Here is a 17276-nt window from a genome sequence, read left to right as displayed (position 1 = left end):
GCCGGAAACGCTCCGCGCGACGTACGAGAAGGGCTCGGCGATGACCATGACCAGTCAAGGTGCCAACCGCACGGCCGGCTCCGGCCAGGGTGGGGGCCGTGCCGTCGCCGTGGTCGGACTGGCGTGCCGGCTGCCCGGAGCCCCCGACCCCGACGCCTTCTGGGACCTGCTGAGCAAGGGCGCCGACGCGATCCGCCCGCTGCCCGAGGACCGCCGTCCGGCCCCCGGTGCGGGGCGGCGCCGGAGCGAAGGGCCGGGCGGCGGTACGGACCGGGGCCGGGACACGGGCCACAACCGGGAAACCCCGGCGCCCCGCGACGAGGACCTGCCCGGCGGCTTCCTGGACGAGGTCGACCACTTCGACCACGCGTTCTTCGGGATCTCCCCGCGCGAGGCCGCCGAGATGGACCCGCAGCAGCGGCTGGTCCTCGAACTCGCCTGGGAGGCGCTGGAAGAGGCCGGAATCGTCCCCGGTTCCCTCACCGGAACCCCGGTCGGCGTCTACCTCGGGGCGATGGCGTACGACTACGCGCTGCTGCGCCACCGCGAGGACGCCGAGCCCGTCACCCGGCACACCCTGACCGGCCTCAACCGGGGCCTGCTCGCCAACCGGGTCTCCTACCACCTCGGCCTGCGCGGCCCCAGCCTGACCGTCGACTCCGCCCAGTCGTCCGCCCTCGTCTCCCTCCACCTGGCCCACCGGGCGGTCCGGGACGGCGACTGCGAGCTCGCGCTGGCCGGCGGGGTCAACCTCAACCTGGCGCCCGACAGCACCTCGGCCGCCGCCCGCTTCGGCGGACTCTCCCCGGACGGCCGCTCGTTCACCTTCGACGCCCGCGCCAACGGATACGTACGGGGCGAGGGCGGCGGGCTGGTCCTCCTCAAGCCGCTGGACGCGGCCCTCGCGGACGGCGACCGCATCCACGGCGTGATCCTCGCCAGCGCCGTCAACAACGACGGCGCGACCGAGTCCCTCACCGTGCCGAGCGCCGAAGCCCAGCGCGAGGTGCTGCACCTGGCGGCCCGGGAGGCGGGCATCGACCCGCACGAGATCCAGTACGTCGAACTGCACGGCACCGGAACCCCGGTGGGGGACCCGGTGGAGGCCGCCGCGCTGGGCGCCGCCTACGGTGCCGGTCGCGCCGCCGATCAGCCGCTCGTGGTGGGGTCGGTGAAAACCAACATCGGCCACCTGGAGGGCGCCGCCGGGATCGCCGGCTTCCTCAAGACCGTGCTGAGCCTGAAGAACCGGCGCATCCCGGCGACCCTCAACCACGACACACCGAACCCGCGCATCCCGCTGGACGCTCTCGGCCTGCGGGTCCAGCGCGAGCCGGGCCCCTGGCCCCGGCCGGACCGGCGGCTGATCGCCGGGGTGAGCGCCTTCGGCATGGGCGGGACCAACTGCCACGTCCTGCTGGCCGAACCGACCCGGCCCGTCCGCCCTTCACCCCGCCCCGGGCCCGCCGTCGACGCCACCACCGGCACGGAGACCGTCCTGCCCTGGACCCTCTCCGCCGCCGATCCGGCCGCCCTGCGGGCCCAGGCCGGACGGCTCGCCGCACACGTGCGGGCCGACCCGGACACGACCCCCGACGGCATCGGGCACGCCCTCGCCACCACCCGCGCCCTGTTCGACCACCGGGCGGTGGTCCTCGGCGCCGACCGTACGAGCCTGCTGGCCGCCCTGGACGCCGTCGCGGCCGGCCACCACACCCCCAACGCGTCGACCGGCCGCGCCCGAACGGCGGCCGGGCCCGTCGCGTTCCTCTTCCCCGGTCAGGGAAGCCAGCGCCCCGGCGCCGGCCTCGAACTCCACCGCACCACGCCCGCCTTCGCCCGCGCACTCGACGAGGTGTGCGCCGCCCTCGACACCCACCTCGAACGTCCCCTGCGCGACCTCCTGTTCGCCGCCCCCGGTACTCCGGAAGCGGCCCTGCTCGACCGCACCGAGTACACCCAGGTCGCGCTCTTCGCACTCGGAGCCGCTCTCCACGGGGTGCTCGAACGACACCTTCCGCCACCGGACTTCGTCCTCGGCCACTCCGTCGGAGGCCTCACCGCCGCGTACGCCGCGGGGGTGCTGCCGCTCGCCGACGCGGCCACCCTCGTCGCGGCGCGCGGACGCCTCATGAGCGAGGCCCGCGCGGGCGGGGCGATGATCGCGGTGGAGGCGACGGAGGAGGAAGCGGCCCCCGTACTCGCCGACTACACCGGACGCTTGGCGCTGGCCGCGGTCAACGGCCCACGGGCCGTAGTGCTTTCGGGAGACGCCGACGCGGCCGAGGAGGCCGCCGCACGGTTCGCCGCCCTCGGCCGCCGCACCCGCGCGCTCACGGTGAGCCACGCCTTCCACTCCCCGCACATGGACGGCGCGGCGGAGGAGTTCCGGCGGATCGCCGCGAGCCTCACCTTCCGGCCGCCGACCCTCACCGTCATCTCCGACACCACCGGACAACAGGCCCGGCCGGACCAGCTGACCTCCCCCGACTACTGGGCCGAGCACATCCGGCGCCCGGTCCGGTTCCGCGACGCCGTGCGCACGCTGGCGTCCCGGGGGACCACGGGGTACGTCGAGCTGGGCCCCGGCAACGTCCTCACCGCGCTGACCCGGGACGTCCTGGCGGCGGACGGCGACACCACCGCGACCGCGGTGCCGTTGCTGCGCCCCAAGACGCCCGAACGGCTCTCCCTGCTCACCGGAGTCGCCGAACTCCACACGACCGGCGCGGACGCCGACTGGTCCGGATTCTTCGACGGCGGCAACCGTGCGGAGCGCGCCGCCCTGCCCACGTACGCCTTCCAGCGCCGGCCGTTCCGGTTCGCCACCTCGCCCCGGCCCGAGGCCACCACGCCCGACGCCGGGCGGGACGCGGCGCTCCCGATCCGCGAGGAGACGCCGGACTTGGCCGCCCGCCCGGACTTCCTGCGGCTCGTGATCACCGCCGCCACGGAGGTCCTCGGCGGGGCCTCCACGGACGGGCTCGACACGGAACGTACCTTCAAGGCGCTCGGCCTGGACTCCCTGGGCGCCGTGGAGTTCGCGGACCGGCTCTCCCGGGCGAGCGGGCTCCGGCTGACGCCCACCCTGACCTTCGACCATCCCACGCCCCTCGCGCTCGCCCGGCACCTGGAGGCGGAGTCCCGCCGGGACGCGTCGCCGGAAAGCCCGGAAGCCGTACGACAGCCCCGGGAGACCACGCGGGACGGCGCGCACGCCGACGCGTCCACCGACCCGCACACCGGCGCGTTCGCAGACCCGCACACCGGGGCATCCACCGGCCCGGACGGCGATCCGGTCGCGATCGTCTCCACCGCCGGCCGCTGGCCCGGCGGCGCCGACACCCCCGAACAGCTCTGGGAGCTGCTGATCTCGGGCGCCGACGCGACCACCGGCTTCCCCGTCAACCGGGGCTGGCCCGAGGACCTCCACCACCCGGACCCCGACCGGCCCGGCGGATCGTACGTCGGACGGGGCGGATTCCTGCACGACGCCGACCGGTTCGACGCCGACTTCTTCGGCCTGTCGCCCCGCGAGGCCGAAGCGATGGATCCCCAGCAGCGGCTGCTGCTGGAGACCTCCTGGGAGCTGCTGGAGCGCGCCGGAGTGGATCCCGCCACCCTGCGCGGCAGCAGCACCGGGGTCTTCGTGGGCGCGACCCAGCAGGAGTACGGTCCCCGGCTGCACGAGACCACCGGCGAGGGGGCGGGCTACCGGCTGACGGGCGCGACCGTCAGCGTCGCCTCCGGCCGGATCGCCTACGCCCTCGGCCTGGAGGGGCCCGCGCTCACCGTGGACACCGCCTGCTCCTCGTCCCTGGTGGCGCTCCACCTCGCGGCCCGCGCCCTGCGGTCCGGCGAGTGCGACCTCGCACTGGCGGGCGGCGTCAGCGTGATGGCCACACCGGGCATGTTCACCGAGTTCAGCAGGCAGCGCGGCCTGGCCCCGGACGGACACTGCAAGCCCTTCGCGGCGGCGGCCGACGGCACCGCCTGGTCGGAGGGGGTGGGGCTGGTCCTGCTGGAACGCCTCTCCGACGCCCGCCGGCACGGTCACCGGGTGCTCGCCCTGGTCCGGGGGAGCGCGGTCAACTCGGACGGCGCCAGCAACGGACTGACCGCCCCGAACGGCCCCTCCCAGCAGCGCGTCATCCAACAAGCCCTTGAGTCGGCCGGGTTGACCGCCGCCGACGTCGACGCGGTGGAGGCGCACGGCACCGGCACCACCCTCGGCGACCCCATCGAGGCCCAGGCGCTGATCCACACCTACGGACAGCACCGCCCCGAGGGCAGGCCGCTGCTCCTCGGCTCCCTGAAGTCCAACATCGGCCACACCCAGGCGGCGGCGGGCGTCGCGGCGGTCATCAAGATGACCCAGGCCCTCGGCCACGGTCTGCTGCCCGGTACCCTGCACGTCGACCGCCCCACACCGCACGTCGACTGGAGCCGCGGCTCCGTCGAACTCCTCACCCGCGAAACCCCGTGGCCGGCCGTCGACCGCCCGCGCCGCGCCGCCGTCTCCGCGTTCGGCATCAGCGGTACCAACGCCCACCTCATCCTCGAAGAGGCGCCCGCCGCCCCGCCGGAGCCCGCCCGCGCCCCCGCCGCACCCGGCCGCCCCGTCCCCTGGGTCCTCTCGGCCCGCACCCCGCAGGCACTCCGGGACCAGGCCGCCCGACTGGCCGCACTGGGGGACGAGGACTCCGCGGCGGAGGGTGAATCCACGCCGGCCGACCCCGCCGAGGTGGCGTACGCGCTGGCCCGCAAGCCGTCCTTCGACCACCGAGCGGTACTGGTGGGCGGGAATCCCGCCGAGCTGCTCGACGCCGTACGCGCCATCGCACGGGGGGAGTCGGCCGAGGGTGCCGTACGCGGCCACGCCGCGGCCCACGGCCGGACCGCCTTCCTCTTCACCGGACAGGGCAGCCAGCGGATCGGCATGGGGCGGGAGCTGTACGCGGCCCACCCCGTCTTCGCCGCCTCCTTCGACGCCAACTGCGCGGCGCTCGACGCCCACCTGACCGGGTACGCGTCCGCCCCGCTGCGCGAGGTCGTCTTCGGCGACGCGGACGCCGACGGGGCGCCCACCGGCACCGGCGGCGAGCTGGACCGCACGCTGTACACCCAGCCCGCGCTGTTCGCCCTGGAGGTGGCGCTCTTCCGGCTGCTGGAGTCCTGGGGCGTACACCCCGACGTGGTGGCCGGGCACTCCGTCGGCGAGCTGGCCGCCGCCCACGTCGCCGGGGTGCTCGCCCTCGAAGACGCCGCCGCGCTCGTCGCCGCCCGCGCCCGCCTGATGCAGGCGCTTCCCGAAGGCGGGGCCATGGTCGCCGTGGAGGCGGACGAAGCCGAGGTGCTGGCCGAACTCGACACGCAGGCCGAACTCGACACGCAGGCCGAACTCGACACGCAGGCCGAACGCGACGGACAGGCCGAACGTGAGGGACGCGAAGGTGCCGTGGGCATCGCGGCCGTCAACGGCCCCGCCTCCACCGTGTTGTCGGGCGAGGAGGCGTCGGTCCTCGCGATCGCCGAACGCTTCCGCGCCCGTGGCCGCCGCACCAGCCGGCTGCGCACCAGCCACGCCTTCCACTCCCCGCTCATGGACCCGATGACCGGCGAACTCGGCGCGGTGGCGGCAGAGCTCACCCATCTCCCTCCGCGCATACCCCTGTTGAGCGCGCTCGACGGCGAACACTTCACCCGTGAGCGACCGCTCACGCCCGCATACTGGGCGGCGCACGCCCGGGGCACGGTGCGCTTCCTCGACGTCGCACGCCGCCTGGAGCACGACGGGGTCACCACCTTCCTGGAGTTGGGCCCCGAAGCCGTCCTCACGGCACTGACCCAGGAGGCCCTGCCCGGCGGCCGTCCCGAGGGCACACCGCCGCCCGCGCTCGCCTCCCTGCTGCGCCGGGGCCGCCCCGAGCCGGAGACCCTGCTGACCGCGCTCGGGACCGCCCACGCCCGGGGCGCCAAGGTCGACTGGAGCGCCGTCCTCGGCCTCTCCGGACCGAGCCGGGTGGAGCTGCCCACCTACCCGTTCCAGCGCAGCCGCCACTGGGCCGACGCACCCGGACTCCGTGCCCCCTTTGCCGTACCCGCCGGGGACGACCGGTTCTGGGAGCCCGTGGAGCGCCAGGACCTCGACGCCCTCGCCGACACGCTCGGCCTCCTCGAACCGGGACACCGCGAAGCGCTCGGCACCGTCCTGCCCCGGCTCGCCCACTGGCGGAGCGAGCGCGGACGGGCCGCCGAGGCCGACAGCCTGCGGTACCGGGTGCGCTGGCAGCCGGTACCGGACCAGCCGACGGCCCCGGCCGGACCGGCCCGCTGGCTCCTCGTCGTGCCGGACGGGCGCACCGGCGGCGACCGCCCGTACGACGCTTGGGCGCCGCTGCTGGAGAAGGCCCTCACCGGCAGCGGCGCACGCGTCGACCTGGTACGCGTGGCGGACGCGCGGGCGGACCGCGACGCCCTCGCCGCCCTGCTCGCGGAAGCGGCCGACCGCGCCCCGGCCGAGCCGGTGACCGGGGTGCTCTCCCTGCTCTCGCTCGACCACGGAGCGGACCCGCGACGGCCGGCCCTTCCGTACGGGTTGGCCGCCACCACCACGCTCCTCCAGGCACTGGAGAGCGGCGCCGTGAGCGGGGCGCCGCTCTGGGCCCTCACCCGGGGAGCGGTGACCACCGGCACGGCCGACCCGGCGGCCGACCCCACCGGTGCGCTCGTCTGGGGGCTCGGGGGGATCGCCGCCGTGGAGAGCCCTCGATGGGGCGGTGTCGTCGATCTGCCCGAGCATGCGGACGCCCGCGCCGCCCGCCGGGTGCTCACCGCCCTCACCGGAGGCCACCGGGAAGCCGAACTCGCCGTCCGGCCCGAGGGGCTGCTCGCCCGCCGCCTCGTCCCCGCACCGTTGGAACCGGCCTCGGGGGGCCGTACGACCGGCTGGACCCCCGGCGGCACCGTCCTCGTCACCGGAGGCACCGGCGCGCTCGCCCGGCACACCGCCGCCTGGCTGGCCCGCAAGGGCGCCGGCCATCTGCTGCTGGTCAGCAGGAGAGGCGGCGACGCCCCCGGCGCGGACACCCTGCGCGCCGAACTCGGCGAGCTGGGCGCCGAGGTGACCTTCGCGGCCTGCGACGTCGCCGACCGCGACGCGCTCGCCGGGGTGCTGGCCGCGGTGCCCGCCGAGCAGCCGCTGACGGCGGTCGTGCACACCGCCGCCGTGCTCGACGACGCCCTGCTCGACGCCCTCACCCCCGAGCAGGCCGACCGGGTCCTGCGGGTCAAGGCGCTCGGCGCACGCCACCTGGACGAACTCACCCGCGACCTGCCCCTGACGGCCTTCGTGCTCTTCTCCTCCGTCACCGGGATCGCGGGCACACCCGGGCAGGGCAACTACGCCCCGGGCAACGCCTATCTCGACGCCCTCGCCCACACCCGCCGCGCCGCCGGGCTCCCCGCCACCTCGATCTCCTGGGGCCAGTGGGCGGGCGACGGCATCGCCGGAGACGAAGGCGCCCACCGCAACGCGCGCGGTGGGCTGCTCCCCATGGATCCGCAACTCGCCCTCTCCGTACTGGAACAGGCCCTGGACCAGGACGAGACCCATCTGGTGGTCTGCCGTGCCGACTGGCAGATCCTGGCCGCCGCCCGCTCCCACCCGCTCCTGGCGGAGCTGACGGCCGGACCGTCCGACACGGGGACCGCCCCGCCCGAAGAACCCGAACAGGGCGGTCTGGTGGCGGAACTATCCGGAGCCGCGAGCGAGCAGGAACGCCGCAGGCTGCTGCTCCGCTTCGTGACGATCCAGGTCGGCGAGGTCCAGGGCGGCCGGCCGGCCAACTCGGTCGACATCCACCGGGGGTTCAAGGAGCAGGGCTTCGACTCCCTCACCACCGTGGAACTGCGCAACCGCCTCAACCAGCGCACCGGGCTGAGCCTGCCGACCACCGCGGTCTTCGACCACCCCACCCCGCACGCTCTCGCCGAGCTGCTGTACGAACGGCTCGTCCCCGAGGTCCGGGCGGCACAGGACACGGCAGGCGAACTCGCCGCGCACCTCGACCGGCTGGAGGCCCTCCTCGCCTCCCTGCCGCCGGGCGGGCCCGAACGCGAAGGCGCGGCCGGCCGGCTGAACGCGCTGGCGGCGGTCGGCCACGGAGAGCCCCGGCCGGCCGAGGGCGACGACCAGGACCTCGCAGCCGGCCTCTCGTCCGCCACCGACGACGAACTGATGGATTTCATCGGCAAGGAACTCGGCATCTCGTAACGCAGGTCCGGCGGCCGGCCCTCACAGGCATGCGACCCCGCATGCAACCCCACGGCCCGGCCTCCCCGCACCACCGACCGCCCGGACCCGGGCGCTCGACCCCCTGCCTGATCCGCTCGGCCTTCCCAGCACCGGGCACTCCGCACGAAGGGTGGATTGATGAACGACAGCCGGATGCGGTATCTCCTGGAGCGGGTCACCGCCGAACTCCACGAGACCCGCAAGAAGTTGCGCGACGCCGAGGAGGGCGGCCACGAACCCGTCGCCATCGTGGGCATGGCCTGCCACTTCCCCGGCGGGATCGACTCCCCTGAGGACCTGTGGCGGCTGGTCTCCGAGGGCGGAGACGTGGTGGGCGACTTCCCCGACAACCGGGGCTGGGACACCTCGGCCCTCTTCGACGCGGACCCGGACCGGCCCGGCACCTCCTCCACCCGGCGAGGCGCGTTCCTCGCGTCCCCCGGCGACTTCGACACCGACTTCTTCGGCATCTCGCCGCGTGAGGCGCTGGCCACCGACCCCCAGCACCGGCTGCTGCTGGAGACGGCCTGGGAGACGTTCGAGCGGGCCGGCATCCGCCCCGGCACCCTGCGCGGAAGCAGCACCGGCGTCTTCGTGGGCAGCAACGGCAACGACTACGCGCCCCCGGCCGGTGCCGTCCCCGAGGACCTGGAGGGGTACATCGTCGTCGGCAACGCGGCGAGCGTCGCCTCCGGCCGCATCTCGTACACCTTCGGCTTCGAGGGCCCCGCCGTCACCGTCGACACGGCCTGCTCCTCGTCCTCGGTCGCCCTCCACCTGGCTGTACGGTCGCTGCGCTCAGGCGAGTGCGACCTCGCGCTGGCCGGCGGCGTCACCGTCATGACCACCCCCTCCACCTTCGTGGAGTTCTCCCGCCAGCACGGGCTCGCGGCGGACGGCCGCTGCAAGGCCTTCGCCGGTGCCGCCGACGGGACCGGCTGGTCCGAGGGGGCCGGGCTGCTGCTCGTCGAGCGGCTCTCCGACGCGCGCCGCCTCGGCCACCGGGTGCTCGCCGTCATCAGGGGTACGGCCGCCAACCAGGACGGCGCCTCGCACGGGCTGACCGCGCCCAACGGCCCCGCCCAGCAGCGGGTCATCCGCCAGGCGCTCGCCGACGCACGGCTCACCGCCGGGCAGGTCGACGCCGTCGAGGCGCACGGCACCGGCACCACCCTGGGCGACCCCATCGAAGCGCAGGCGCTGCTCGCCACCTACGGCCAGGAGCACACCGACGAGGCTCCCCTGTGGCTCGGCTCCGTGAAGTCGAACATCGCCCACACCCAGGCGGCGGCCGGGGTGGCCGGCGTCATCAAGATGGTGCAGGCCATGCGGCACGGGGTGCTGCCGAAGACCCTCCACCTGGACGAGCCGTCCCCGCACGTCGACTGGGCGTCCGGCGCCGTGGCCCTCCTCGCCGAACACCGGCCGTGGCCCGAGACCGGGGAGCCGCGCCGCGCGGGCGTCTCCGCCTTCGGCATGAGCGGCACCAACACCCACATCGTCCTGGAACAGGCCCCGGAGACCGAACCCGGAGCCGCGACCGAAGCAGAACCCGAGCCCGAACCCGCACGCGGTGCCGAAGGCCCGGCCGCCGTGCCCCTGGTGCTCTCCGCGCGGACCCCGGCCGCCCTCGCCGCCCGGGCCGCCGAGCTCGCCGCCTACCTCCGTACCGGACCGGACACGGCTGCCGTCGCGCGTGAACTCGACGCGGGACGCACCGCGTTCGAGGAGCGCGCCGTCGTCGTCGGCTCCGGGGCCCAGGAGTTGCTCGCCGGGCTCGACGCGCTCGCCTCGGGGGAGTCCGCGCCCGGACTCGTGCGGGGGACCGCCGGGGGCGAGCGCCGTACGGTGTTCGTCTTCCCCGGCCAGGGCTCCCAGTGGACCGGCATGGCCCGCGAGCTCCTGGACAGCTCACCCGTGTTCGCCGACAGCATCGAAGCGTGCGCCCGTGCGCTGGAACCCTGGACCGGCTGGTCCCTGACCGACGTGCTGCGCGGCGCCGAGGACGCCCCCGACCACGACCGGGTGGACGTCGTGCAGCCCGCGCTCTGGGCGGTCATGGTCTCCCTGGCCGAGCTCTGGACGTCGTACGGGGTACGCCCCGACGCCGTGATCGGGCACAGCCAGGGCGAGATCGCCGCCGCGTACGTCGCCGGGGCCCTGACCCTGGAGGACGCGGCCCGGGTGGTCGCCCTGCGCAGCCGGGCCATCGGCGCGCTCTCGGGCGGCGGCGGCATGGTCTCCGTGGCGCTGCCCCGGCCCGAGGCCGAGGCCGCGATCGCCCCCTGGGACGGACGCATCTCGGTCGCCACGGTCAACGGCCCCTCCGCCGTGGTGGTCGCCGGCGAACCCGCCGCCCTCGACGAGTTCATCGCGGCCGGTGAGCGCGACGGCGTCCGCACCCGCAGGGTCCCGGTCGACTACGCCTCCCACTCGGCGCAGGTCGAGACGGTCCGCGAGGAGCTGCTGACCGCCCTCGCACCGGTCACCCCGCGCGCCGCTACCGTCCCCCTCCTCTCCACGGTCACCGGCGACTGGCTCGACACCACGGTGATGGACGCGGAGTACTGGTACACCAACCTCCGGCAGACCGTCCTCTTCGAACCCGCCACCCGGAAGCTGCTCGCCGAAGGCCACGACGTGTTCATCGAGGCCAGCCCGCACCCGGTGCTGACCTCCGCCGTGCAGGAGACGGCCGAGGCGGCGGACGCGGACGCCGTCGTCACCGGCTCGCTGCGCCGGGGCGAGGGCGGCACGACCCGCTTCCTCACCTCGCTGGCCGAAACGCAGGTCCACGGAGTCGCCGTCGACTGGAGCCCCGTACTCGCCGGCCCGCGCCCCAGCCTCTTCGACCTGGCCGGCCTGCCCACCTACCCCTTCCAGCGGCAGCGGTTCTGGCTGGAGAACACGAGCGCCCAGGCGGCCGACGCCCCCGGACTCGGCCTGCGCGCCGCCGGACACCCGCTGCTCGGCGCGTCGCTCCGCCCGGCCGAGGGCGACGGGCTGCTCCTGACCGGGCGGCTCTCCCTCCGGACGCACCCCTGGCTCGCCGACCACACGGTGCTCGACCGGGTCCTCGTCCCCGGCACCGCCCTGGTGGAACTGGCCGTACGGGCCGCCGACGAAGCCGGCCGCGACACGGTCGACGAACTCGTCATCGAGGCGCCCCTCGTACTGCCGGCCGAGGACGCCCTCCAGATCCAGGTGGCCGTCGCCGCGCCCGCCCAGGACGGCCGCCGCGCGGTGACCGTCCACTCGCGCCCGCAGGACGCGGCGGACGGCGAAGGCTGGACCCGGCACGCCACCGGGCACCTGTCGCGTACGGCCCGCCCCGCGCGGACGCAGGGCGCGCCGGGCAGCTGGCCGCCGCCCGGCGCCACCGCGCTCCCGCTGGACGGCCTCTACGACCGGCTCGCGGAGTCCGGCGTCGCGTACGGGCCCCGCTTCCAGGGGCTGCGCGCGGCCTGGCGGCTCGGCGAGGAGATCTTCGCCGAGGTCGCGCTCGACGGTGAAGAGGAGTCGGCGGCAGGGGAGTTCGGGGTGCACCCGGCCCTGCTCGACGCCTCCTTCCACGCGGCCGCCCTCGGCACCCCGTCGCAGGCCGGACCGGACGAGGTGCTGCTGCCGTTCGCCTGGAACGGGATACGGCTGCACGCCTCGGGCGCGACCGCCCTGCGGGTACGGCTCGCGCCCACCGCCGACGGCGGACTCTCCCTGGACGCCACCGACCCGACGGGCACGCCCGTCGTCTCCCTCGACTCCCTGGTGTACCGCCCGGTGGCGGCGGACCGGCTCGCCACCGCCCCCGGGGCCGTCGAACCGCTGTACCGGCTCGCCTGGACCCCGCTGCCGCTCACCGCCCCCGCACCCGGGCCGCTCGCGGTCCTCCTGCCCGAGGGCGCCGAGCCGCGGCACACCGACCCGGACGCCTCGGTCCTGTTCCGCGACCCCGCCGAGGTCGCCGCCGCGGTCCGCGCGGGCCGGGCCCCGGCCGGACCGGTCCTGTACGAGGTACCCGCCGAAGGGCGGCCGGAGGACGGTACGCCCCCGCCGGAGCACGCCCGCGCGAGCCTGGAGCGGGTGCTCGCCCTCGTCCAGGACTGGCTCTCCCACCCCGAACTCGACGCCGTCCCGCTGGCCTTGGTGACCACCGGCGCGGTCTCCGTCGACGGCGAGTCGCCGGACCTCGCCGCGGCGGGCGTCTGGGGCCTGCTGCGCTCGGCCCAGTCCGAACACCCGGGCCGCTTCCTGCTCATCGACACGGAGCCGGCCGGGCATGCCGAACAGGGCACGTCCCCCGGCCTCCGCGCGGCGCCCGCGACCGCCGTCGCGGCGGGCGAGACACAGCTCGCACTCCGCGCCGGAACCGCACACGTCCCCCGGCTCGTCCAAGCAGCGCCCGACGCCTCCGGGGCCGAGACCTCCGGGGCCGACGACGCCCGACCCGACTCCGCACCCGCTCCTGGCACCTGGCGCTTCGGGCCGCCCGAGGGCACGGTCCTGGTGACCGGCGGCCTGGGACTCCTCGGAAGACTGGTGGCCCGCCACCTCGTCACCGAACACGGCGTACGCCACCTGCTGTTGACCGGCAGGCGCGGCCTCGGCACGCCGGGCGCCCCGGAGTTCGTGGCCGAACTCGCCGCCCTGGGCGCCGAGGCGACCGTCGCCGCCGCCGACGCGGCCGACCGGGACGCCCTGCGGACCGTGCTGGACGGCATCCCGGCGGTCCACCCGCTCACCGGAATCGTGCACGCGGCCGGGACCCTGGACGACGGCGTCGTGTCCTCGCTCACCCCCGACCGGCTGGACACCGTGCTGCGCCCGAAGGCCGACGCGGCGTGGAACCTGCACGCGCTCACCCGGGACGCCCCGCTCTCCGCGTTCGTGGTCTTCTCCTCGGCGGCGGGCGTCCTCGGCGTCCCCGGCCAGGGCAACTACGCCGCGGCCAACACCTTCCTCGACGCGCTGGTGGCGTACCGCCGCGCCCACGGCCTGGTCGGGACCTCCCTGGCCTGGGGGCTGTGGGAGGAGAGCAGCGAGCTGACCGGCCATCTCGACGACACCGCCCACCAGCGCAACGCCCGCCACGGCACCCGCGCCCTCACCACCCCCGAGGGCCTCGCCCTCCTCGACGCGGCCGGGGCGACGGACCACCCGCTCCTCGTCCCCCTCGCCCTGCGGCACGGCGCCGACCCCGGGCAGATCCCGCCGGTCCTCCGCGACGTCGTACGGACCCGCAGGCCGGTCGCCCGCCAGGCCGCCACCGGCACGGGAGGCACCACCCTCGCCTCGCGGCTGCTCCCGCTCGGCGCCGCCGAACGCGAGGAACTCCTCACCGATCTGGTCCGCGCGGAGGCGGCGACCGTCCTCGGCCGCGCCGACCGCGACACCCTCGCCTCCGGCCGGGCCTTCAAGGACCTCGGGTTCGACTCGCTGACCGCCGTGGACCTCCGCAACCGGCTGGGCGCGGCGAGCGGGCTGCGGCTGTCGCCCACGCTCGTCTTCGACCACCCGACCCCCCAGTCCCTGGCGCGCTTCCTCCTCGCCGAACTGCTCGGTGAACACCCCGAGCCGGCGGCCCCCGTGGCCGCTCCGGCCCCGGACACGGACGACCCCGTCGTCATCGTCGGCATGAGCTGCCGGCTCCCGGGCGGAGTGGCCTCGCCCGACGACCTGTGGGAGCTGGTCTCCCAGGGCGGCGACGCCATCACCCCGTGGCCCGCCGACCGGGGCTGGGACAACGAGAACCTCTTCGACGAGGACCCCGACGAGCCGGGCCGCACGTACACCCAGCACGGCGGATTCCTGCACGACGCGGCCGAGTTCGACGCCGGATTCTTCGGCATATCGCCGCGCGAGGCGCTGGCGACCGACCCGCAGCAGCGGTTGCTGCTGGAGTCGTCCTGGGAGGCGTTCGAGCGGGCGGGCATCGCCCCGGACACCCTGCGCGGCAGCCGTACCGGCGTCTTCGTCGGCGTGATGTACAACGACTACGCGTCCCGACTGCGGGAACTCCCGGCGGAGTTGGAGGGCTACCTCCACAACGGCAGCGCGGCCAGCGTGGCGTCGGGGCGGATCTCGTACACGTACGGGTTCGAGGGCCCGGCCGTGACGGTGGACACCGCGTGCTCCTCGTCGCTGGTCGCCCTCCACCTCGCGGCGCAGGCGCTGCGTTCGGGGGAGTGCGACCTGGCGCTCGCGGGCGGGGTCGCCGTGATGGCCTCGCCGTCCGGCATGGTCGCCACCTCCCGGCACCGGGCGTTCGCCCCGGACGGCCGCGTCAAGGCGTACGCCGCCTCGGCGGACGGCACGAGCTGGGCGGAGGGGGTCGGGCTGCTGCTGGTGGAACGGCTGTCGGACGCGCGGCGCCTCGGGCACCCGGTGCTCGCGGTGGTACGCGGCTCCGCGGTGAACCAGGACGGCGCGTCGAACGGCCTGACCGCACCCAACGGCCCGGCCCAGCAGCGGGTCATCCGGCAGGCGCTGGCCACCGCGGGCCTCGCCCCGCACGACGTCGACGCGGTCGAGGGGCACGGCACCGGCACCACCCTCGGCGACCCGATCGAGGCCCAGGCACTGGTCGCCGCGTACGGCACCGGACGGCCCGAGGACCGGCCGCTCTGGCTCGGCTCGCTCAAGTCCAACATCGGCCACACCCAGGCCGCCGCCGGGGTCGCCGGGGTCATCAAGATGGTGCAGGCCATGCGGCACGGCGTGCTGCCGAGAACCCTGCACGTCGACACGCCCTCGCCCGACGTGGACTGGGCCTCGGGCGGGGTGCGCCTCCTCACCGAGGAGCGCCCCTGGGAGGCGGCCGGCCGGCCGCTGCGCGCGGGCGTCTCCTCCTTCGGCGTGAGCGGCACCAACGCGCACGTCATCCTCGAACAGCCCGCCGCCCCCGCCGCCCCTGCTGCTCCTGCCGTCACCATCGACGGAGACGAGCGGGAGCCCGCCCCGGCCGAGGACGGCTCCCCGCTGCCCTGGGTGCTCTCCGCCCGGACCCCGCAGGCCGTGTCCGACCAGGCCGCGCGCCTCCTCGCGGCTCTGGACCGCCCGGACCGGGCCCCGGCCGCCGCCGGAACCGCCCGCGCGCTCCTCGCCGACCGCTCGCACTTCGACCACCGGGCCGTCGTGGTCGCCGCCGACCGGGACGGCCTCGCGGACGCCCTGGGCGCGCTCGTCCGGGGCGAACCCGCCGGAAACCTCGTCCGGGGAACCGCGACCGAGGGCGTCCGCACGGTCTTCGTCTTCCCCGGCCACGGCTCGCAGTGGGCCGGGATGGCCCGGGGACTGCTCGACACCGCTCCGGCCTTCGCCACACGCATCGAGGAGTGCGCCCGAGCCCTGGAGCCCCTGGTCGACTGGTCGCTCACCGACGTGCTGCGGGAGACCCCGGACGCCCCCACCCTGGACCGGGTGGACGTGGCCCAACCGGCCCTGTGGGCCGTGCTGGTGGCGCTCGCGGCCCAGTGGGAGGCGTACGGCGTGCGGCCGGACGCGGTGGTCGGGCACAGCCAGGGCGAGGTCGCCGCCGCCTGCGTGGCGGGCATCCTCACACTGGAGGATGCCGCACGGATCGTCGTCGAGCGCAGCCTGATCCTGGCCGGGCTCGTCGGGAAGGGCGGCATGGCCTCCCTGGCGCTGCCCCTCGCCGAGGTCGAGCGCCGCATCGCGGCCTGGCCGGGACGGCTCTCGGTGGCGACCGTCAACGGCCCCTCGGCCGCCGTGGTCGCGGGGGACGAGGCCGCCCTGGACGAACTGCTCGCCGAGTGCGAGGCGCGGGGCGAGCGGGCCCGGCGGATCAGGGCGGCCACGGTCGCCGGGCACTCGCCGGTGATCGACGAGGTGAAGGACGAACTCCTCGAACGCCTCGCGTTCGTCACGCCCCGCACGGGCGAAGTGCCGCTCTGGTCCACGGTCACCGCCGCACCCGCCCGACCCGGGGAGCTCGACGCGCGGTACTGGTACCGCAACATCCGCGAGACGGTGCGATTCGCCCCCGTCGTCAGGGAGTTGCTCGCCGAGCGGTACACGGTCCTCATCGAGGTCAGTCCGCATCCGGTGCTGACCGGCAGCATCCAGGACACCGTGGACGAGGCGGAAGCCGGCGACGTCGCCGTGACCGAGACGCTGCGGCGGGACCACGGCGGACTCGACCGGTTCCTCACCTCCGCCGCGGTCGTCCACGCCCGAGGCGTGGAGGTGGACTGGTCCCCGGCCTTCGAGGGCCTGCGGCCGGAGGGCGTGGGGCCGGCCGAGCGGGTGGAGCAGGGCGAGCGGGTGGAGCTGCCCACGTACGCCTTCCAGCGTCGGCGCTACTGGCTGGACGCCGGCACGGCCGCCGCCGGTCCGCTCGCCGGGACCGCTCCGCAGGCCGGATCCTCGGACGGGGCTCCGATCTTCGGCCGCGGCCAGGACCACGAACAGGCAGGACCGGGAGCGCGGTTCGCCGCCCTGGCGCCCGCCGCCCGCGCCGAGGCCCTGCTCGACCTGGTGGTACGCCAGACGGCCGAGGTGCTGGGTCACGAGGACGCCGGGGAGATCGGCGCGGACCACGCCTTCAAGGGGCTCGGCCTGGAATCGCTGACCGCCGTCGATCTGCGCAACCGGCTGGCCGCCGCCGTCGGCGTACGGCTTCCGGCGACCCTGGTCTTCGACCACCCGACCCCCGCCGCCGTCGCCGCGCACCTCGCCGGCCTGCTCCCCGACTCCCCGACCGTGGAACGCGATGCGGCGACGGACGCCCTCGCCCTGCTGGAGCAGGCCGTGCCCGGCGCGGACCCGCTCGACCCGGACGCTGCCGAACTCCTCTCACGCCTGCGGGCGTTGGTGGCCAGGTGGGACACCGGCCGGGCCGCGCCCGATCGGCAGGAGGGCGAGGAGATCGACCTGGACGGGGCCACCGACGAGGAGCTCTTCGAGCTGATGGACAACGAGGCGCGATGACCCCCGACCGTTCACACGTCCTGACGCAGCATCA

At 75.7% G+C, this 17276-nt stretch carries 2 protein-coding genes; both read left to right on the top strand.

What is annotated here, in order from left to right; translation table 11 throughout:
- Nucleotides 1-46 precede the first annotated feature (46 nt).
- The gene (locus tag OG599_RS02050) at nucleotides 47-8275 is read left to right on the top strand and encodes a type I polyketide synthase (RefSeq protein ID WP_442809654.1); all 8229 of its coding nucleotides are present in this window, start codon (nucleotides 47-49) and stop codon (nucleotides 8273-8275) included.
- 159 nt (nucleotides 8276-8434) lie between these two features.
- The gene (locus OG599_RS02045; protein ID WP_327174176.1) at nucleotides 8435-17242 is read left to right on the top strand and encodes a type I polyketide synthase; all 8808 of its coding nucleotides are present in this window, start codon (nucleotides 8435-8437) and stop codon (nucleotides 17240-17242) included.
- Nucleotides 17243-17276: the final 34 nt, after the last annotated feature.

The sequence above is a fragment of the Streptomyces sp. NBC_01335 genome, assembly GCF_035953295.1.
In the GTDB taxonomy this organism is placed as follows: domain Bacteria; phylum Actinomycetota; class Actinomycetes; order Streptomycetales; family Streptomycetaceae; genus Streptomyces.
This window is presented reverse-complemented; position numbering and strand designations above follow the sequence as displayed.